Source organism: Cryobacterium sp. Hh11, from assembly GCF_004404045.1.
Taxonomy (GTDB): Bacteria; Actinomycetota; Actinomycetes; order Actinomycetales; family Microbacteriaceae; genus Cryobacterium; species Cryobacterium levicorallinum.
Map to the genome: position 1 here is coordinate 43,484 of NZ_SOHF01000034.1, position 17,178 is coordinate 60,661.

Sequence of the window (17,178 nt, forward strand, 5' to 3'; positions counted from 1 at the left end):
TTGGCCCCGGCCGCCCCAGGGGGTGGTCGGGGCTTCGTGCTGTGCAGACAGGACTCCGGTGGACGGGCAAGGCCCGGGCCCCGGCCGTGGGCCCAGTTTATAAACTGGGCCTGGGTTCAGAGGGGCCCGGTCTTCACACCAGCCGCGGCATCCGCTTCGCTGCACCGTGTACGGCGGCTCGCGCTGCGCCCGCGGGCCTACGCTAGAGCCATGCGGGAATACCGAAAGTACGCGATCACCATGGCGGCCTTTTCGGTCGTCCTCTATGTGGCCCTCATCGTGGCGTCATTCGGGGTGCTCAGCCTGCTGCTCAATCGCGACGTCATCAACGAAACGGATGCCGGTGCCCTCCTCGGCCCCCTCATGGTCACGACCGCGGTCCTCGCCCTGGTCTGGGTCATTCTCTCCGCAGTGCTGCGCTCGCCCGAGCGCCTCACCCAGGTGCCGCCGCTGCCGATCTTCCTCGCCGGAATCGCCGCCTACCTGGCCTATTGCGTCTTCGGGGGAGTCTTCTACAGCCTCGGCGCCGGCGAACTCTTTCGCTCGGTAATCTTCATCGGCGGCGAGATGACGAGTCCCTTCGCGATCTCCGTCGCGGTCTGCGGCTGGCTCATCGCGTTTCTCTACTTCGTCGTGCTGCTGGCCAAGCCCGACGGATCCGGCACCCCCGAGTGGCCCTGGCAGAAGGACGACGACAACGAGCCCCGATGATGGGGTCGTTCGTGGCATGTCGCGGGTAACGCCGGTCGAGTACCCTTGTGCAGTATGGAAGGGTCCATCGAATCGCGCGTCAACCATGAGGTTGAGAACTGGCTGCGTTGGATCACCCGGTGGCGGCCCGCAACGCACCGCGGCCGCGCACGGCTCTGCCGTCAGTGCTTCGGCTCGCCGATCATCGCGTCGGCCGGACTCGCCGTCGACGTGCCCCACGTCGTGCAGCACGCCCTCTCCATGCGCATGAAGATCGTCATCGATGCATCGGTGGATGAATACACCGAGCGCAACCTCCCGCTGCTCGCGCACGAACTCAACCTGAGCGAGCGCCGTCAATCCGCGCAGGCGTATCGCCCGGCCGAAGGGCTCGAGCCGGAATTTCGCGGGCTCGACCTTGACCCGCAACCGGCAGTGGATGCCCCCTACCTCTTCACCTTCAGCGAGCTCGCCGGCCTGGAACCCCCCGGTTCACCGCCTGCGGACCCCAAGCCTGCCGCCCCGGGCGGTGACTTCGAGTCCGAACCCGGTCAAGGTCCCGGCCGGAACCCCCAGGTCGACCACGACCCAGACGAAACAGCAAAGGAGCCCCTCCCGCCGCTCACCCCCGAAGAAAAGGCCGCCCTCCGGGTAGAAATCGGCCTCGCCGACGAGTTCGCCACCCAGGTCGGCCGCCGGGTCTGTGCCCAACTCCGGCAACAGCAGCCTCGCCTGCTCGCCGCGATCGCCGAGCACGTCGAGCCCCAGGTGCAGGCCCTGCTCGCCGACCTCGACAGCACCCTCGACTCCCCGCTGTGGCCGCGCAATCCCTAGCCGAGCCCGCGCATCCGCTCTAATACGAGGGGTAAATACCGACCGGGCCCGGGCCCGGAAACCGGGCCCACGATAGATCATGGGCCCAGCGACCGGGCCCAGGCCCGGGAAGTAGAAGTGCAGGAGAAGGGGCGCGCGGCGGCACCTGCGACGCGGGGCACAACCCATTTGACCGTCAAGGCCCCGCCGGGCTAGAATTACCGGGTGTGCGCTTTGTCGTGCGCCTGAATTATGCCCTCCTGAGAGCACAGGTGCGAGATTCCACACATGTAGGGCTGGTCGAAGGCCATGCCCCCACGGCATACCCACCAAAACACGCGCGAGCAATCGTGTGGGTTCAAGCGGGTCCAGATGAACTCGACCTAACTCGCAAGAGCTAAGTCGAATGCTAACCATCACAAAGCTGTCACCGTGCAGCAATATCAAGGAGTAATTAGTGCCCACCATTCAGCAGTTGGTCAGGAAGGGCCGTAGCCCCAAGGTCACCAAGACCAAGGCTCCCGCCCTGAAGTCCAACCCGCAGCAGCGCGGCGTTTGCACCCGCGTCTACACCACCACCCCGAAGAAGCCGAACTCGGCTCTTCGCAAGGTCGCCCGCGTCAAGCTTTCCAACGGCACCGAGGTCACCGCCTACATTCCCGGCGAGGGCCACAACCTGCAGGAGCACTCCATGGTGCTCGTGCGCGGAGGCCGTGTTAAGGACCTCCCCGGTGTGCGTTACAAAATCATTCGCGGCGCACTGGACACCCAGGCCGTCAAGAACCGTAAGCAGGCACGTAGCCGCTACGGCGCAAAGATGGAGAAGAAGTAATGCCCCGTAAAGGACCCGCTCCCAAGCGCCCTGTCATTGCCGACCCGGTTTACGGTGCACCCATCGTCAGCCAGCTCGTCAACAAGATCCTTCTCGATGGCAAAAAGGGCCTCGCCGAGCGCATCGTTTACGATGCCCTCGCCGGAGTGTCCGCCAAGAACGAGCTGGATGCCGTTGTCACGCTGAAGAAGGCACTCGACAACGTCCGTCCGACCCTCGAGGTGCGTTCGCGCCGCGTCGGTGGTTCCACCTACCAGGTGCCCGTCGAAGTCAAGCCGCACCGCGCCAACACGCTGGCCCTGCGCTGGTTGACCAGCTACGCCAAGGCGCGTCGCGAGAAGACCATGACCGAGCGCCTCACCAACGAGATCCTCGACGCGAGCAACGGCCTCGGTGCCGCTGTCAAGCGTCGTGAAGACACTCACAAGATGGCTGAAGCGAACAAGGCCTTCGCTCACTACCGCTGGTAGCTAGCTCCATCGAGCATTCCTGGTCAGCAGGCAGGCGCGTGTAAACGCGCCTGCCTCGCTGAGAAGCGGATGCTTACGGCCCTGTTCCGCATGACCCACCCCTACCCGCTGGAGGACCCCCGTGGCACTTGACGTGCTCACCGACCTGAGTAAGGTCCGCAATATCGGCATCATGGCTCACATTGATGCTGGCAAGACCACCACGACTGAGCGCATCCTGTTCTACACGGGTGTCAACCACAAGATCGGCGAGACCCACGACGGCGCCTCGACGATGGACTGGATGGCGCAGGAGCAGGAACGTGGCATCACGATCACCTCCGCTGCGACGACCTGTTTCTGGGACAACAACCAGATCAACATCATCGACACCCCCGGACACGTCGACTTCACCGTGGAGGTGGAGCGTTCGCTCCGCGTCCTCGACGGTGCTGTTGCCGTGTTCGACGGCAAGGAGGGCGTTGAGCCCCAGTCCGAAACCGTGTGGCGTCAGGCCGACAAGTACGACGTTCCCCGCATTTGCTTCGTCAACAAGATGGACAAGCTCGGCGCTGACTTCTACTTCACGGTCGACACCATCATTAAGCGCCTCGGCGCGAAGCCGCTGGTCATCCAGCTGCCGATCGGTGCAGAGTCTGACTTCGAGGGTGTTGTCGACCTCGTTCAGATGCGTGCACTGACCTGGCGTGGCGACTCCAAGGGTGACGTGGAGATGGGCTCGAAGTACGCCATCGAAGAGATCCCCGCTGACCTCGTCGAGAAGGCTGCCGAGTACCGCAAGCTTCTGCTCGAGACCGTTGCCGAAACCGACGACGACCTCATGGAGCGTTACTTCGCCGGCGAAGAGCTGACGGTTGCCGAGATCAAGGGCGCCATTCGCAAGCTCACCATCAACAGCGACATCTACCCGGTTCTCTGTGGTTCTGCATTCAAGAACCGCGGCGTTCAGCCGATGCTCGACGCTGTCATCGATTACCTCCCGACGCCGCTCGACGTGCCTGCCATTGAGGCACACGACCCGCGCGACGAAGAGAAGGTCATCATGCGTCACCCCGACGCCGAGGAGCCCTTCACGGCTCTCGCGTTCAAGGTTGCGGTGCACCCGTTCTTCGGTCGCCTCACCTACGTTCGCGTGTACTCGGGCCGTCTCGACTCCGGAGCCCAGGTCATCAACTCGACCAAGGGCAAGAAGGAGCGCATCGGTAAGATCTTCCAGATGCACGCCAACAAGGAGAACCCGGTGGCCTTCGTGACCGCCGGTCACATCTACGCGGTCATCGGCCTCAAGGACACCACCACGGGCGACACCCTGTGCGACCCGAACGCCCAGGTCGTACTGGAGTCCATGACGTTCCCTGACCCGGTTATCGAGGTCGCGATCGAGCCGAAGACCAAGCAGGACCAGGAAAAGCTGGGCCTCGCCATTCAGAAGCTCGCCGAAGAAGACCCCACCTTCCGTACCGAACAGAACCAGGAAACTGGCCAGACGGTAATCAAGGGAATGGGTGAACTTCACCTGGACATCCTGGTCGACCGCATGAAGCGTGAATTCAACGTTGAGGCGAACGTCGGCAAGCCCCAGGTCGCGTACCGTGAGACGATCCGCAAGTCCGTTGAGCGTCACGACTACACGCACAAGAAGCAGACCGGTGGATCCGGCCAGTTCGCGAAGATTCAGATCGCGATCGAGCCGATGGAAATCACTGCTGAGAAGTCGTACGAGTTCCTGAACAAGGTCACCGGTGGCCGTATCCCGCGTGAGTACATCCCCTCGGTGGATGCTGGAATCCAGGATGCGCTTCGCGTAGGCGTCCTGGCCGGCTACCCGATGGTGGGCGTTCGCGCCAGCCTGCTTGACGGCGCTGCGCACGACGTTGACTCCTCGGAGATGGCCTTCAAGATTGCCGGATCGATGGGCTTCAAGGAAGCCGTTCGTAAGGCGAACCCCGTTCTGCTCGAGCCGCTGATGGCGGTCGAAGTTCGCACCCCTGAGGAATACATGGGTGACGTAATCGGAGACCTCAACTCGCGTCGTGGGCAGATCCAGACCATGGAGGATGCGCAGGGCGTGAAGGTAATTCGCGCTCACGTTCCACTGTCGGAGATGTTCGGATACATCGGTGACCTGCGGTCGAAGACCTCAGGCCGTGCGGTGTACTCGATGACGTTCGAGAGCTATGCGGAGGTCCCGAAGGCAGTCGCCGACGAGATCATCAACAAGAACAAGGGCGAATAGCCCCTATTCTGGCCTTCGGGCCGAATCGCTTCGGCCACCTGGCCCGAGTACCATAAGTAGACACATCCAGCGCATACCGGCCGTTCATAACGGCGGCCGTGAATTTGCACGCGAGTCCTGAGGAGGACCCACAGTGGCCAAGGCCAAGTTCGAGCGGACAAAGCCGCACGTAAACATCGGAACGATCGGTCACGTTGACCACGGAAAGACCACGCTGACTGCAGCGATCTCCAAGGTTCTTGCCGATAAGTTCCCGTCCAAGATCAACGTTCAGCGCGACTTCGCGTCGATTGACTCGGCTCCGGAAGAACGCCAGCGCGGCATCACGATCAACATTTCGCATGTTGAGTACGAGACTGACAAGCGTCACTATGCGCACGTCGATGCTCCCGGCCACGCTGACTACATCAAGAACATGATCACCGGTGCTGCTCAGATGGACGGCGCAATCCTCGTGGTTGCCGCTACTGACGGCCCGATGGCTCAGACCCGTGAGCACGTTCTTCTCGCCAAGCAGGTCGGCGTGCCGACCCTTATGGTCGCGCTGAACAAGGCCGACATGGTTGACGACGAAGAGATCATGGAGCTCGTTGAGCTCGAAGTTCGTGAACTTCTCTCCAGCCAGGGTTTCGATGGCGACAACGCCCCCGTTATCCAGGTCTCCGCACTCAAGGCGCTTGAGGGCGACGAGAAGTGGACCGCCAACATCCTTGAGCTCATGAAGGCCGTTGACGACTTCATCCCCGACCCGATCCGCGACAAGGACAAGCCGTTCTTGATGCCGATCGAGGACGTCTTCACGATCACCGGCCGTGGCACCGTTGTTACGGGCCGCGCCGAGCGTGGAACCCTCAAGATCAACTCTGAGGTCGAGATCGTCGGCATCCGCCCGACGCAGAAGACCACGGTTACCGGTATTGAGATGTTCCACAAGCAGCTCGACGAGGCGTGGGCCGGCGAGAACTGTGGACTTCTTCTTCGTGGCACCAAGCGCGAAGACGTTGAGCGCGGCCAGGTCGTCGTCAAGCCGGGTTCGGTTACGCCGCACACCGACTTCGAGGGCACCGCGTACATCCTCAGCAAGAACGAGGGTGGGCGTCACAACCCGTTCTACGCGAACTACCGCCCGCAGTTCTACTTCCGCACCACGGACGTCACCGGCGTCATCACGCTGCCCGAGGGCACCGAGATGGTTATGCCTGGCGACACCACCGACCTGACTGTCGCGCTGATTCAGCCGATCGCCATGGAAGAGGGCCTCGGCTTCGCTATCCGTGAAGGTGGCCGCACCGTCGGCGCCGGCACGGTGACCAAGATCATCAAGTAGTCTTTTTCACCTACTGATCTCCTGAAAGGGGTCGGGCCTTCGGGCCCGACCCCTTTTTTGTACCCACGCGGCTGTCGGCACTTTGCAGACGGATACCTCGGCCCCGCTCGTCGCGAGGATGCCAGGGTCTGGGTTCCGGCGGATGGCGTTGCGTTCGGTTCCCTGCAAAATCCTCAGTTTCCGGTTATGGTCTGCCCATGCAGATATCTAAGCTCGAAATGCGCATCCTGATGGCGATCGCGATCCTGGTGGTCGGCATCCTCGCCGTGGTGATCGTGCCGCGACTGGTCGGGTCCGCCCCCGCTGCCCAATCGGCCGCCGGGACGCAAGTGGCTACGCCGACCCCGAGCGCGATCCCGACGCCGTCCCGGTCGGCGACTCCGACGGTTGCCCCCGCTCCCGCGCCGACTGCGAAGACGGAACAGCAGATCCTCGACGACATCGTGGCGAGCACGGTCAGCGTCTACAGCGTGCTGGTCTGCAACAACCTCAAGGAGCAGGCCGACAAGTCGATTCCGCAGATCATCAACAAAGTGCTCGCCGAATACCCCACAACGGGGTTGTCCGAGGCGTCACGCCAGATCATGGCGCAGCGGGTGCTGACCGAATCCGCAGCGAAGAGCTGCGCAGACCAGAGCGAGCGCGTGGCCGTCGGCATCGCCCAGGGCTAGCCCCGCACAGAGCAGCAGAGTGCAGGACCATGGCCGGCCGCGGTCCTCCGTCTGAGAATCGCCCTATAAGAACGAGCTGACGAGACGCGTGCGACACGCCCGGGTTGCATGAAGTGGCAACTGTGTGGCAGACTCTTCTAGTTCAACACTTTCGGTGTGCGCTACGCGTCGCCGGAATCACTGCCAGGCAGTGCATAGTCGCGCCACCCTCTACGAAGAACACTTGTCGCAAGAGCAACGATCGCAGGCTAGGCCGCAGGGAGCAGAGCGCAGCATAAATCAACGATCTGGTCGGCGTGGGTAAAACCGTGTCGTCCCCCAGGTTCTGCTCTGGGAGTCGGCGTTGATGATGAGCGTCGTTTATTCGTACGTGAATCAAATTGACATTTGAACAGTGGTGCTTTCAGCAGCAGTGCTACTACGGCGTCCAATGCAACCTCGGCAAACAGTGCCGTTGTCTGTAAGACGCCTCGACAGAGAGAGAGTTCGACATGGCGGGACAGAAGATCCGCATTCGACTTAAGTCGTATGACCACGAGGTCATCGACATTTCGGCGCGCAAGATCGTCGACACAGTGACCCGTGCGGGCGCTACAGTCGTCGGCCCGGTGCCGCTTCCGACCGAGAAGAACGTGGTGTGTGTCATCCGTTCTCCTCACAAGTACAAGGACAGCCGGGAGCACTTTGAAATGCGCACCCACAAGCGTCTGATCGACATCATCGACCCGACCCCGAAGGCTGTTGACTCGCTCATGCGCCTCGACCTTCCGGCCGACGTCAACATCGAGATCAAGCTCTAGGGCCCGCGATGTCTTACGCAGATACCAAAACCACCAAGGGTCTCCTTGGCAAGAAGCTCGGCATGACCCAGGTGTGGGACGAGAACAATAAGCTTGTTCCCGTTACCGTCATCGAAATCGCGCCGAACGTTGTCACGCAGGTTCGCACCAAGGCCGTCGACGGCTACAACGGCGTTCAGATCGCCGCTGGCCCCATCGACCCGCGCAAGGTCAACAAGCCCCTTGCCGGTCACTTCGACAAGGCCGGCGTCACGCCGCGTCGCCACATCACCGAGCTCCGCACCGCGGATGCCGCTGACTACAACCTCGGCCAGGAGCTCACCGTTGACGGTGTTTTCGCTGCCGGCACCAAGGTTGACGTCATGGGCACCAGCAAGGGTAAGGGCTTCGCCGGTGTTATGAAGCGTCACAACTTCAAGGGTGTTTCCTCCTCACACGGTTCGCACCGTAACCACCGCAAGCCCGGTTCCATCGGTGCTTCTTCGACCCCGAGCCGTGTCTTCAAGGGCATGCGCATGGCTGGTCGTATGGGTGGCGAGCGCGTAACCGTGCTGAACCTCAAGGTGCACGCTATTGACGCCGATAAGGGCCTCATGCTCGTCAAGGGTGCCGTTCCCGGCGCTCGTGGCCGCCTCGTATTCGTTCGCAACGCAGTGAAGGGAGCGTAGTCCTTATGGCTACAGCACTCGACATCATTGACGCCAAGGGCAAGAAGGCAGGCTCTGCCGAGCTTCCCGACGAGCTCTTCGACGTTCCCGCCAACATTCCTCTCATTCACCAGGTCGTTGTTGCGCAGCTTGCTGCCGCACGCCAGGGAACGAGCAAGGTCAAGCGCCGTGGAGAAGTTTCCGGTGCCGGCCGCAAGCCGTTCAAGCAGAAAGGAACCGGTCGCGCTCGTCAGGGCTCGATCCGCGCTCCTCAGATGACCGGTGGTGGAATCGTCCACGGACCGACCCCGCGCAGCTACGACCAGCGCACCCCGAAAAAGATGATTGCCGCAGCCCTCAAGGGTGCACTGAGCGACCGCGCCCGCGGTGGCCGCCTGCACATCGTCGAGGCACTGTTCACGGCTGAGACCCCCAACACGAAGATTGCCCTGGAGCTGCTCTCGCAGATCGCCACGAGCAAGCACGTGCTGGTTGTTCTTGAGCGTACCGACGAGATCACGTTGCGCAGCATTCGCAACATCCCGACGGTGCACATCCTCTCGTGGGACCAGCTCAACGCCTACGACGTGCTCGTCAGCGACGACATTGTCTTCACCACCGCCGCGTTCAACGCGTTTGTGGAGAGCAAGACCAAGAAGGAAGAGGTGGCCGCATAATGACTATCGCGACCAACAAGGACCCCCGCGACATCATCATCTCTCCGGTTGTCTCTGAGAAGAGCTACGGCCTGATTGACGAGGGTAAGTACACCTTCATCGTTGACCCCCGCTCGAACAAGACGGAGATCAAGCTCGCGATCGAAAAGATCTTCAAGGTGCAGGTCGCTTCGATCAACACCCTGAACCGCGTGGGCAAGACTCGCCGCACCAAGTTCGGCATGGGCAAGCGCAAGGACACCAAGCGTGCCATTGTCACGCTCAAGTCTGGCTCCATCGACATCTTCACGGCCGTCGGCTAAGCGACAGGCAGAGGGATAACTAATGGCTATTCGTAAGTACAAGCCCACGACCCCGGGTCGACGCGGTTCATCCGTTGCCGACTTCGCGGAAATCACGCGTTCCACCCCGGAGAAGTCGCTTCTGCGTCCCCTCTCCAAGACCGGTGGACGTAACAACCAGGGCCGCATCACGACCCGTCACATCGGTGGTGGCCACAAGCGCCAGTACCGCGTGATCGACTTCAAGCGCAACGACAAGGACGGCGTCAACGCCCGCGTCGCTGAAATTGAGTACGACCCGAACCGCACGGCGCGCATCGCGCTCCTGTACTTCATTGACGGCACGAAGCGTTACATCATCGCGCCGAACAAGCTCAGCCAGGGCGACATCATCGAGTCGGGAGCCGGGGCTGACATCAAGCCCGGCAACAACCTGCCGTTGAAGAACATCCCCACCGGGACCATCATTCACGCGATCGAGCTGCGTCCGGGTGGCGGCGCCAAGATGGCCCGCTCCGCCGGAGCATCCGTTCGTCTGGTCGCGAAGGAGGGCGTCTACGCCCAGCTTCGTCTGCCGTCTGGTGAAATCCGCAACGTGGATGCTCGCTGCCGCGCGACGATCGGCGAGGTCGGTAACGCCGAGCAGTCGAACATCAACTGGGGCAAGGCCGGACGTATGCGCTGGAAAGGCGTTCGCCCGACCGTTCGTGGTGTTGCCATGAACCCGGTCGATCACCCGCACGGTGGTGGTGAGGGTAAGACGTCCGGTGGACGTCACCCCGTCAGCCCCTGGGGCCAGAAGGAAGGGCGCACCCGCCACCCGAATAAGGAAAGCGACAAGCTCATTGTTCGTCGCCGCACCGTCGGCAAGAAGCGTAAGTAGGAGTAGACGATGCCAAGAAGTCTTAAGAAAGGCCCTTTCGTTGACGACCACCTGCTTCGCAAGGTGTTCGCGGCGAACGAAGCCAAGAGCAAGAACGTAATCAAGACCTGGTCGCGCCGCTCGATGATCATCCCCGACATGCTCGGACACACCATCGCAGTGCACGACGGACGCAAGCACATCCCGGTGTTCGTCACCGAGAGCATGGTCGGCCACAAGCTCGGCGAGTTTGCGCCCACCCGCACCTTCCGTGGACACGTGAAGGACGACAAGAAGGGCCGTCGCCGCTAGCGCGGGGACGTGAAGGAGGAGAAGAAATGGTGGAGTCGATCGCACGCGTGCGTCACATCCGCGTTACCCCCCAGAAGGCTCGTCGCGTCGTTGACATGATCCGCGGCAAGCAGGCGCATGAAGCGCTGGGAATTCTGAAGTTTGCGCCCCAGGGCGCATCCGATCCGGTGTACAAGCTGGTGGCCTCGGCCATCGCCAACGCCCGGGTCAAGGCAGATGCAGCCAACACGTATCTGGACGAGCAGGACCTGTTCATCAGCCGGGCATTCGTTGACGAGGGTACGACCCTCAAGCGTTTCCAGGCTCGTGCCCAGGGCCGCGCATTCGAAATCAAGAAGCGCACCAGCCACATCACGGTTGTGCTCACCACTCCTGAGGAGGGTACGAAGTAATGGGTCAGAAAGTAAACCCCTATGGCTTCCGTCTGGGAATCACCACCGATCACGTATCGCGTTGGTTCTCTGACTCGACCAAGCCGGGTCAGCGTTACGCTGACTTTGTCGCAGAAGACGTCAAGATCCGTCGCCTGCTGAGCACCAGCCTTGACCGTGCCGGCGTCAGCCGCATCGAGATCGAGCGCACTCGTGACCGCGTTCGCGTTGACATTCACACCGCCCGTCCGGGCATTGTGATTGGTCGCCGCGGCGCGGAGGCCGAGCGCATCCGCTCTGACCTGGAGAAGCTCACCGCCAAGCAGATTCAGCTGAACATCCTCGAGGTCAAGAACCCCGAGCAGGATGCCCAGCTGGTCGCGCAGGGTATCGCCGAGCAGCTCTCCGCACGTGTGGCTTTCCGCCGCGCGATGCGTAAGGGCCTGCAGGGCGCACAGCGCGCCGGCGCCAAGGGTGTTCGCATCCAGGTGTCCGGTCGTCTGGGTGGCGCCGAGATGAGCCGCAGCGAGTTCTACCGCGAAGGCCGGGTGCCTCTGCACACGCTTCGCGCGAACATCGACTACGGCTTCTACGAAGCCAAGACCACCTTCGGCCGCATCGGCGTGAAGGTCTGGATCTACAAGGGCGACATCACCAACAAGGAACTCGCTCGCGAGCAGGCCAACGCTAAGTCGTCCCGCCCCGAGCGTCGTGACGATCGACCGCGCCGTGCACCTCGTGCAGATGCTCCGGCAGCGGCACCGGTCGCAGCAGGAGTTGAGGCTAAATAATGTTGATTCCACGTAGAGTCAAGCACCGCAAGCAGCACCACCCGGGTCGTACCGGCCACGCTACTGGTGGCACCACGGTCTCCTTCGGTGACTATGGCATCCAGGCGCTGACCCCCGCGTACGTGACCAACCGTCAGATCGAGTCCGCTCGTATCGCTATGACACGTCACATCAAGCGTGGTGGAAAGGTGTGGATCAACATCTACCCCGACCGCCCGCTGACCAAGAAGCCGGCCGAAACCCGCATGGGTTCCGGTAAGGGTTCGGTCGAGTGGTGGGTTGCCAACGTCAAGCCGGGACGCGTTCTCTTCGAACTCAGTGGTGTCACCGACGCCGTTGCGAAAGAGGCACTTACCCGTGCAATTCACAAGCTGCCCCTCAAGGCACGCATCATCAAGCGCGAGGAGGGCGACGCATAATGGCGATCGGAACCAAGGAGCTCGCCCCAGTCGAGCTCGACACTTTTGACAATGAGAAGCTGTTCGAAGAGCTGAAGAAGGCCAAGGAAGAGCTGTTCAACCTGCGCTTCCAGTCGGCCACCGGTCAGCTCGAGAGCCACGGCCGCCTCCGCGCGGTCAAGCGCGATATCGCTCGCATCTACACGGTTCTCCGTGAGCGCGAGCTGGGCATTCGTGCCACCCCGGTTGCGGCCCCGGCTCCGGCCAAGGCTGAGAAGGCCGACAAGAAAACCAAGAAGGCCAAGGCCGCAGACGAGTCCACGGACGACGCTGCAGCCGAGACCGTCGAGACGAAGGAGGCCTAGTCATGGCGAAGACTGACGAAACGGTCGTCGCAGCCGAGGCAGAAGCTCTCGTTCGCGGTTACCGCAAGACGCTGCGTGGTTACGTGACCAGCGACAAGATGAACAAAACCATCATTGTCGTGGTCGAAGACCGCGTGAAGCACCCGTTGTACGGCAAGGTCATCCGCCGTACATCCAAGCTGAAGGCGCACGACGAGGCGAACTCCGCCGGCATCGGCGACCTGGTCCTGATCAGTGAGACCCGTCCGCTTAGCGCCTCCAAGCGCTGGCGCCTGGTCGAGATTCTTGAGAAGGCCAAGTAAGCCTCGCGCTTACTTGACGTAAAGGAGTTATAAAGTGCTTCAGCAAGAATCACGAGTACGGGTTGCCGACAATAGCGGCGCCAAGGAACTCTTGACCATCCGCGTTCTCGGTGGCTCCGGCCGTCGTTACGCCGGCCTGGGCGACGTCATCGTCGCCACGGTCAAGGATGCAATCCCGGGCGGAAACGTCAAGAAGGGTGACATCGTCAAAGCTGTCATCGTTCGCACCAAGAAGGAAACCCGTCGTCCAGACGGCTCCTACATTAAGTTCGATGAGAACGCTGCAGTGATCTTGAAGGCAGACGGTGACCCCCGCGGCACCCGAATCTTCGGACCGGTCGGTCGCGAGCTTCGCGACAAGAAGTTCATGAAGATCATCTCGCTGGCACCGGAGGTTATTTAATCATGGCCAGAATCAAAAAGGGTGACCTCGTACAGGTCATCAGCGGCCGCAGCCAGGCTCGCGGCGGAGACCGTGGCAAGCAGGGCAAGATCATCTCCGTCGACGTCGAGAAGAACCGTGTCCTCGTTGAGGGCATCAACTTCGTGACCAAGCACGTTCGCGTCGGACAGACCCAGCGCGGCACCAAGACGGGTGGCATCGAGACCTTCGAAGCCGCCATCCACGTGTCCAACGTTGCCATCGTCGACCCGGAGACCAAGGAGCCGACCCGCGTCGGCTTCCGCCAGGAAGAGGTAACGAAGGACGGCGTCACCAAGACGGTCCGCATTCGTTACGCCAAGAAGTCAGGGAAGGACCTCTAATGACTGACACCGTTACCGGCACCGCCCCTGAGGGCACCGCGCCCGTCAAGGCCCTGCCGCGTCTGAAGCAGAAGTACCGCGATGAGATCAGTGCCAAGCTCTCCGAGGAACTCGGCTTCACCAACGTGCACCGTATCCCCACCCTGACGAAGATTGTCGTCAACATGGGTGTCGGAGAAGCAGCACGCGACGGCAAGGTGATGGACGGTGCGGTTTCTGACCTCACCAAGATCACCGGCCAGAAGCCGCAGGTCACCAAGGCTCGCAAGTCCATCGCGCAGTTCAAACTGCGTGAGGGACAGCCCATCGGTGCCCACGTCACCCTTCGTGGCGACCGCATGTGGGAGTTCCTGGACCGGCTGCTCAGCCTGGCCCTTCCTCGCATCCGTGACTTCCGCGGCCTGTCCGACAAGCAGTTCGATGGTGCGGGCAACTACACCTTCGGTCTGACCGAGCAGGTTATGTTCCACGAAATCGACCAGGACCGCATTGACCGCGTTCGCGGTATGGACATCACGGTTGTTACGACCGCGAAGTCCAACGATGAGGGTCGCGCGCTGCTCAAGGCGCTCGGCTTCCCGTTCAAGACGGCCGACGCACAGAAGTAGCGTTTTTCAACTAGAGTTGGGAGCTTGCGCTTGCGAGCTCCCAACTCATGGTTGGCCCCGCCCTGCAGAAATGCCAGGCGCACACAGATTTTCACCCCGGAAGCCGTTCAACCGATCGGTTTCCTCACCACCACAGGTCGTCATTCGCGTAACGGATGATGAAACCAGGCGAGAAAGGCACCACAAAATGACAATGACAGATCCGGTCGCAGACATGCTGACCAGACTGCGCAACGCTAACTCGGCGTACCACGACACAGTGTCGATGCCGCATAGCAAATTGAAAGCGCACATCGCTGACATCCTCAAGGCACAGGGTTATATCTCTGCCTGGACCGTCAAGGATGCAACAGTAGGCAAGACCCTCACGCTGGACCTCAAGTTCGGTCCGAACCGTGAGCGTTCCATCGTCGGCATCAAGCGGGTTTCCAAGCCCGGCCTGCGCGTGTACGCAAAGTCGACTGAGATCCCCACGGTTCTCGGCGGCCTCGGCGTTGCCATCCTGTCCACCTCCAGCGGTCTGCTTACCGACCGCCAGGCTGAGAAGAAGGGCGTAGGCGGAGAAGTTCTCGCCTACGTGTGGTAACTGAGAATGTCACGTATTGGAAGACTCCCCATCCCGATCCCTGCCGGGGTCACGGTTGTGGCTGACGGCCAGGCCGTCTCCGTCAAGGGCCCGAAGGGCGAGCTCGCGCTCGTCGTTTCCAACCCCATCACGGTGTCGATCGAGGACGGTCACGTTCTCGTCACCCGTCCGAACGACGAACGCCAGTCGCGTTCGCTGCACGGTCTGACTCGCACCCTGATCAACAATCAGATCATCGGCGTAACCGTTGGTTACACCAAGGGTCTCGAAATCGTCGGTACCGGTTACCGCGCGGCGCAGAAGGGCACCTCTGTTGAGTTCGCCCTCGGCTTCTCGCACCCGGTCGTCGTCGAGCCGCCCGTCGGCATCGTTCTGACCGTGGAGAGCGTCAACAAGCTCACGGTCAGCGGAATCGACAAGCAGGCCGTCGGCGAGGTTGCCGCCAACATCCGTAAGATTCGCAAGCCAGAGCCCTACAAGGGCAAGGGTGTGCGTTACGCCGGCGAGATTGTTCGCCGCAAGGCCGGAAAGAGCGGTAAGTAGCCATGGGACTCGGAACTAGAGGCAAGAGCAAGGCCGCAGCCCGCGGACGTCGACACACCCGTCTTCGCAAGAAGATCGAGGGAACGGCGCTTCGTCCGCGCCTCGTCGTCACGCGCTCGGCTCGCCACGTATTCGTGCAGGTCGTCGACGACAGCAAGGGCTTCACCCTTGCGTCGGCATCCACGCTCGAAACGGACTTGCGCACCTTCGATGGTGACAAGACCGCCAAGGCCCGCAAGGTCGGTGAGCTCGTTGCTGAACGTGCGAAAGCCGCCGGCATCGAAGCCGTTGTATTTGACCGTGGTGGCAGCAAGTACGCAGGACGCGTCGCAGCCATCGCTGAAGGAGCTCGAGAGGGTGGATTGAACCTGTGAGCACTGAAAAGATCGAAACCACAGCACCTGTTGCTGCCGAAGCGGTTGCACCGGTTGAAACCGCTGCTTCCACGACCCCGCCGCAGAACGAGCCCCGCGAGGCTCGTCGTGGTGGCCGTGAGCGCAACCCGAACAAGGACCGCGGAAGCCGCGATGCCGACAAGAGCCAGTTCCTGGAGCGCGTCGTCACCATCAACCGCGTGTCGAAGGTCGTCAAGGGTGGTCGTCGCTTCAGCTTCACCGCTCTCGTCGTTGTCGGCGACGGTAACGGACTGGTCGGCGTTGGATACGGTAAGGCCCGCGAGGTCCCGACCGCTATCTCCAAGGGCGTCGAAGAGGCGAAGAAGAACTTCTTCCGCGTTCCTCGCGTTGGCCTGACCATCCCGCACCCCGTACAGGGTGAGGCCGCAGCCGGCGTCGTTCTGCTTCGTCCGGCAGCAGCAGGTACCGGCGTTATCGCCGGTGGCCCGGTGCGCGCCGTACTCGAATGCGCTGGCATCCACGACGTGCTGAGCAAGTCGCTCGGTTCGTCGAACACCATCAACATCGTGCACGCCACGGTCGAGGCACTGCACCAGCTCGAAGAGCCGCGTGCGGTTGCGGCTCGCCGCGGCTTGGCCTATGAAGACGTGGCTCCGGCCCGTTTCCTGCGTGCCGACGCTGCTGCAGCTGCAGCAGCCGCAACCGCGAAGGCAGGTGCCTGATGGCCCAGCTGAAGATCACACAGATCAAGTCCAAAATTAGTGAGAAGCAGAACCAGCGCGACACTCTTCGCAGCCTGGGTCTGCGACGCATTGGCGCCGTTACGATCCGCGAGGACAACTCGCAGAACCGTGGCTACGTCAACACCGTCGCTCACCTCGTAAAGGTCGAGGAGATTGACTAATGGCTGACGAGAAGGAAGCTACCAAGGTAGCCGACAAGCCCGCCACGAAGAAGGCCGCTGCCCCCAAAAAGGCCGCAGCACCGAAGAAGGCCGCCGTTGCAGCCGAGCCGACTGAGCCCCGCGAGCACGTGCTGAAGGTACACCACCTTCGCCCGGCTCCCGGAGCGAAGAAGGCCCGCATGCGCGTTGGCCGTGGTGAAGGATCCAAGGGTAAAACCGCGGGTCGAGGCACCAAGGGCACGAAAGCGCGTTACAGCGTACGCGTCGGCTTCGAGGGTGGGCAGATGCCTCTGCACATGCGCACCCCGAAACTGCGTGGATTCAAGAACCCGTTCCGCGTCGAGTACCAGGTTGTCAACCTGGAAAAGCTCGAACTGCTCTACCCGAACGGCGGCGATGTCACCATCGCCAGCCTGATCGCCAAGGGTGCGGTTCGTGACAACGAAAAAGTCAAGGTTCTCGGTACCGGTGAGATTACCGTTAAGCTGAACGTGACGGTCGACAAGGTCTCTGCTTCAGCTGAGCAGAAAATTGTTGCCGCGGGCGGATCTGTAAAGTAAACCCGTAGACG

At 61.8% G+C, this 17,178-nt stretch carries 27 protein-coding genes; all 27 read left to right on the plus strand.

Features of this window, described 5'->3' with window-relative positions:
• The first annotated feature begins 210 nt into the window (after positions 1–210).
• Positions 211–711 carry a DUF6121 family protein gene (locus tag E3T46_RS15420; protein WP_134579234.1) on the plus strand — a complete coding sequence of 167 codons (501 nt, stop codon included), beginning with the start codon at positions 211–213 and terminating at the stop codon, positions 709–711.
• A 54-nt stretch (positions 712–765) separates the two neighbouring features.
• Positions 766–1,524 (plus strand): spermidine/putrescine ABC transporter substrate-binding protein, encoded by a 759-nt coding sequence (locus tag E3T46_RS15425; protein WP_134579235.1) that lies wholly within the window; start codon positions 766–768, stop codon positions 1,522–1,524.
• A gap of 436 nt (positions 1,525–1,960) precedes the next feature.
• Positions 1,961–2,335: a 30S ribosomal protein S12 gene (gene rpsL, locus E3T46_RS15430; protein WP_035834602.1), complete on the plus strand. Its 375-nt coding sequence runs from the start codon at positions 1,961–1,963 to the stop codon at positions 2,333–2,335.
• Positions 2,335–2,805: a 30S ribosomal protein S7 gene (gene rpsG / locus E3T46_RS15435; protein ID WP_092107221.1), complete on the plus strand. Its 471-nt coding sequence runs from the start codon at positions 2,335–2,337 to the stop codon at positions 2,803–2,805. The genes rpsL and rpsG overlap by 1 nt, the downstream gene beginning before the upstream one ends.
• A 121-nt stretch (positions 2,806–2,926) precedes the next feature.
• Complete coding sequence (gene fusA / locus E3T46_RS15440; RefSeq protein ID WP_134579236.1) at positions 2,927–5,041, plus strand: elongation factor G; 2,115 nt, start codon at positions 2,927–2,929, stop codon at positions 5,039–5,041.
• 133 nt (positions 5,042–5,174) lie between these two features.
• Positions 5,175–6,368 (plus strand): elongation factor Tu, encoded by a 1,194-nt coding sequence (tuf, locus tag E3T46_RS15445; protein WP_134579237.1) that lies wholly within the window; start codon positions 5,175–5,177, stop codon positions 6,366–6,368.
• Between the two features lie 197 nt (positions 6,369–6,565).
• Positions 6,566–7,039 carry a hypothetical protein gene (locus E3T46_RS15450; RefSeq protein WP_134579238.1) on the plus strand — a complete coding sequence of 158 codons (474 nt, stop codon included), beginning with the start codon at positions 6,566–6,568 and terminating at the stop codon, positions 7,037–7,039.
• 491 nt (positions 7,040–7,530) lie between these two features.
• Positions 7,531–7,839, plus strand: a complete 309-nt coding sequence (rpsJ, locus tag E3T46_RS15455) for a 30S ribosomal protein S10 (RefSeq protein ID WP_035834607.1) — start codon at positions 7,531–7,533, stop codon at positions 7,837–7,839.
• A gap of 8 nt (positions 7,840–7,847) precedes the next feature.
• Positions 7,848–8,507: a 50S ribosomal protein L3 gene (gene rplC, locus E3T46_RS15460; RefSeq protein ID WP_092451157.1), complete on the plus strand. Its 660-nt coding sequence runs from the start codon at positions 7,848–7,850 to the stop codon at positions 8,505–8,507.
• Positions 8,508–8,512: 5 nt separating this feature from the next.
• Positions 8,513–9,163, plus strand: coding sequence for a 50S ribosomal protein L4 (gene rplD, locus E3T46_RS15465; RefSeq protein ID WP_092451155.1), 651 nt, complete (start codon positions 8,513–8,515; stop codon positions 9,161–9,163).
• Positions 9,163–9,465, plus strand: coding sequence for a 50S ribosomal protein L23 (gene rplW, locus E3T46_RS15470; RefSeq protein ID WP_092107233.1), 303 nt, complete (start codon positions 9,163–9,165; stop codon positions 9,463–9,465). The genes rplD and rplW overlap by 1 nt, the downstream gene beginning before the upstream one ends.
• 22 nt (positions 9,466–9,487) lie before the next feature.
• Positions 9,488–10,327 carry a 50S ribosomal protein L2 gene (gene rplB, locus E3T46_RS15475; RefSeq protein WP_134579239.1) on the plus strand — a complete coding sequence of 280 codons (840 nt, stop codon included), beginning with the start codon at positions 9,488–9,490 and terminating at the stop codon, positions 10,325–10,327.
• A 9-nt stretch (positions 10,328–10,336) separates the two neighbouring features.
• Positions 10,337–10,618 (plus strand): 30S ribosomal protein S19, encoded by a 282-nt coding sequence (gene rpsS, locus E3T46_RS15480; protein WP_092107237.1) that lies wholly within the window; start codon positions 10,337–10,339, stop codon positions 10,616–10,618.
• Positions 10,619–10,644: 26 nt separating this feature from the next.
• Positions 10,645–11,010 carry a 50S ribosomal protein L22 gene (rplV, locus tag E3T46_RS15485; RefSeq protein ID WP_092339439.1) on the plus strand — a complete coding sequence of 122 codons (366 nt, stop codon included), beginning with the start codon at positions 10,645–10,647 and terminating at the stop codon, positions 11,008–11,010.
• The gene (gene rpsC, locus E3T46_RS15490) at positions 11,010–11,780 is read left to right on the plus strand and encodes a 30S ribosomal protein S3 (RefSeq protein ID WP_092107240.1); all 771 of its coding nucleotides are present in this window, start codon (positions 11,010–11,012) and stop codon (positions 11,778–11,780) included. Before rplV ends, rpsC begins: the two co-directional genes overlap by 1 nt.
• Positions 11,780–12,199: a 50S ribosomal protein L16 gene (gene rplP, locus E3T46_RS15495; RefSeq protein ID WP_092451151.1), complete on the plus strand. Its 420-nt coding sequence runs from the start codon at positions 11,780–11,782 to the stop codon at positions 12,197–12,199. The genes rpsC and rplP overlap by 1 nt, the downstream gene beginning before the upstream one ends.
• On the plus strand, positions 12,199–12,543 hold the full coding sequence (gene rpmC / locus E3T46_RS15500) for a 50S ribosomal protein L29 (protein ID WP_104132055.1): 345 nt from the start codon (positions 12,199–12,201) through the stop codon (positions 12,541–12,543). Before rplP ends, rpmC begins: the two co-directional genes overlap by 1 nt.
• A 2-nt stretch (positions 12,544–12,545) precedes the next feature.
• Positions 12,546–12,845, plus strand: coding sequence for a 30S ribosomal protein S17 (rpsQ, locus tag E3T46_RS15505; RefSeq protein WP_092451147.1), 300 nt, complete (start codon positions 12,546–12,548; stop codon positions 12,843–12,845).
• 34 nt (positions 12,846–12,879) lie between these two features.
• A complete protein-coding gene (gene rplN / locus E3T46_RS15510; protein WP_092451145.1) occupies positions 12,880–13,248 on the plus strand; it encodes a 50S ribosomal protein L14 in 369 nt (122 codons plus the stop codon).
• A 2-nt stretch (positions 13,249–13,250) separates the two neighbouring features.
• On the plus strand, positions 13,251–13,610 hold the full coding sequence (gene rplX / locus E3T46_RS15515) for a 50S ribosomal protein L24 (protein WP_134579240.1): 360 nt from the start codon (positions 13,251–13,253) through the stop codon (positions 13,608–13,610).
• Positions 13,610–14,218, plus strand: coding sequence for a 50S ribosomal protein L5 (rplE, locus tag E3T46_RS15520; protein WP_092451141.1), 609 nt, complete (start codon positions 13,610–13,612; stop codon positions 14,216–14,218). Before rplX ends, rplE begins: the two co-directional genes overlap by 1 nt.
• A 187-nt stretch (positions 14,219–14,405) precedes the next feature.
• Positions 14,406–14,804 (plus strand): 30S ribosomal protein S8, encoded by a 399-nt coding sequence (gene rpsH / locus E3T46_RS15525; RefSeq protein WP_092107248.1) that lies wholly within the window; start codon positions 14,406–14,408, stop codon positions 14,802–14,804.
• A gap of 6 nt (positions 14,805–14,810) precedes the next feature.
• Positions 14,811–15,347, plus strand: coding sequence for a 50S ribosomal protein L6 (rplF, locus tag E3T46_RS15530; RefSeq protein ID WP_092451139.1), 537 nt, complete (start codon positions 14,811–14,813; stop codon positions 15,345–15,347).
• A 2-nt stretch (positions 15,348–15,349) separates the two neighbouring features.
• Entirely contained in the window at positions 15,350–15,721 is a 372-nt protein-coding gene (gene rplR, locus E3T46_RS15535; RefSeq protein ID WP_092107252.1) for a 50S ribosomal protein L18, read from the plus strand.
• Between the two features lie 11 nt (positions 15,722–15,732).
• Entirely contained in the window at positions 15,733–16,425 is a 693-nt protein-coding gene (rpsE, locus tag E3T46_RS15540) for a 30S ribosomal protein S5 (RefSeq protein WP_092451201.1), read from the plus strand.
• Positions 16,425–16,607: a 50S ribosomal protein L30 gene (gene rpmD / locus E3T46_RS15545; RefSeq protein WP_066597599.1), complete on the plus strand. Its 183-nt coding sequence runs from the start codon at positions 16,425–16,427 to the stop codon at positions 16,605–16,607. Before rpsE ends, rpmD begins: the two co-directional genes overlap by 1 nt.
• A complete protein-coding gene (gene rplO, locus E3T46_RS15550) occupies positions 16,607–17,167 on the plus strand; it encodes a 50S ribosomal protein L15 (RefSeq protein ID WP_134579241.1) in 561 nt (186 codons plus the stop codon). Before rpmD ends, rplO begins: the two co-directional genes overlap by 1 nt.
• Positions 17,168–17,178 lie beyond the last annotated feature (11 nt).

Bases quoted from the DNA above. Each gene is read 5' to 3' on its own strand.
- E3T46_RS15420 (WP_134579234.1), top strand. From the start codon at position 211: ATGCGGGAATACCGAAAGTACGCGATCACCATGGCGGCCTTTTCGGTC.
- E3T46_RS15425 (WP_134579235.1), top strand. From the start codon at position 766: ATGGAAGGGTCCATCGAATCGCGCGTCAACCATGAGGTTGAGAACTGG.
- rpsG (WP_092107221.1), top strand. From the start codon at position 2,335: ATGCCCCGTAAAGGACCCGCTCCCAAGCGCCCTGTCATTGCCGACCCG.
- E3T46_RS15450 (WP_134579238.1), top strand. From the start codon at position 6,566: ATGCAGATATCTAAGCTCGAAATGCGCATCCTGATGGCGATCGCGATC.
- rpsJ (WP_035834607.1), top strand. From the start codon at position 7,531: ATGGCGGGACAGAAGATCCGCATTCGACTTAAGTCGTATGACCACGAG.
- rplC (WP_092451157.1), top strand. From the start codon at position 7,848: ATGTCTTACGCAGATACCAAAACCACCAAGGGTCTCCTTGGCAAGAAG.
- rplD (WP_092451155.1), top strand. From the start codon at position 8,513: ATGGCTACAGCACTCGACATCATTGACGCCAAGGGCAAGAAGGCAGGC.
- rplW (WP_092107233.1), top strand. From the start codon at position 9,163: ATGACTATCGCGACCAACAAGGACCCCCGCGACATCATCATCTCTCCG.
- rplB (WP_134579239.1), top strand. From the start codon at position 9,488: ATGGCTATTCGTAAGTACAAGCCCACGACCCCGGGTCGACGCGGTTCA.
- rpsS (WP_092107237.1), top strand. From the start codon at position 10,337: ATGCCAAGAAGTCTTAAGAAAGGCCCTTTCGTTGACGACCACCTGCTT.
- rplV (WP_092339439.1), top strand. From the start codon at position 10,645: ATGGTGGAGTCGATCGCACGCGTGCGTCACATCCGCGTTACCCCCCAG.
- rpsC (WP_092107240.1), top strand. From the start codon at position 11,010: ATGGGTCAGAAAGTAAACCCCTATGGCTTCCGTCTGGGAATCACCACC.
- rplP (WP_092451151.1), top strand. From the start codon at position 11,780: ATGTTGATTCCACGTAGAGTCAAGCACCGCAAGCAGCACCACCCGGGT.
- rpmC (WP_104132055.1), top strand. From the start codon at position 12,199: ATGGCGATCGGAACCAAGGAGCTCGCCCCAGTCGAGCTCGACACTTTT.
- rpsQ (WP_092451147.1), top strand. From the start codon at position 12,546: ATGGCGAAGACTGACGAAACGGTCGTCGCAGCCGAGGCAGAAGCTCTC.
- rplX (WP_134579240.1), top strand. From the start codon at position 13,251: ATGGCCAGAATCAAAAAGGGTGACCTCGTACAGGTCATCAGCGGCCGC.
- rplE (WP_092451141.1), top strand. From the start codon at position 13,610: ATGACTGACACCGTTACCGGCACCGCCCCTGAGGGCACCGCGCCCGTC.
- rpsH (WP_092107248.1), top strand. From the start codon at position 14,406: ATGACAATGACAGATCCGGTCGCAGACATGCTGACCAGACTGCGCAAC.
- rplF (WP_092451139.1), top strand. From the start codon at position 14,811: ATGTCACGTATTGGAAGACTCCCCATCCCGATCCCTGCCGGGGTCACG.
- rplR (WP_092107252.1), top strand. From the start codon at position 15,350: ATGGGACTCGGAACTAGAGGCAAGAGCAAGGCCGCAGCCCGCGGACGT.
- rpmD (WP_066597599.1), top strand. From the start codon at position 16,425: ATGGCCCAGCTGAAGATCACACAGATCAAGTCCAAAATTAGTGAGAAG.
- rplO (WP_134579241.1), top strand. From the start codon at position 16,607: ATGGCTGACGAGAAGGAAGCTACCAAGGTAGCCGACAAGCCCGCCACG.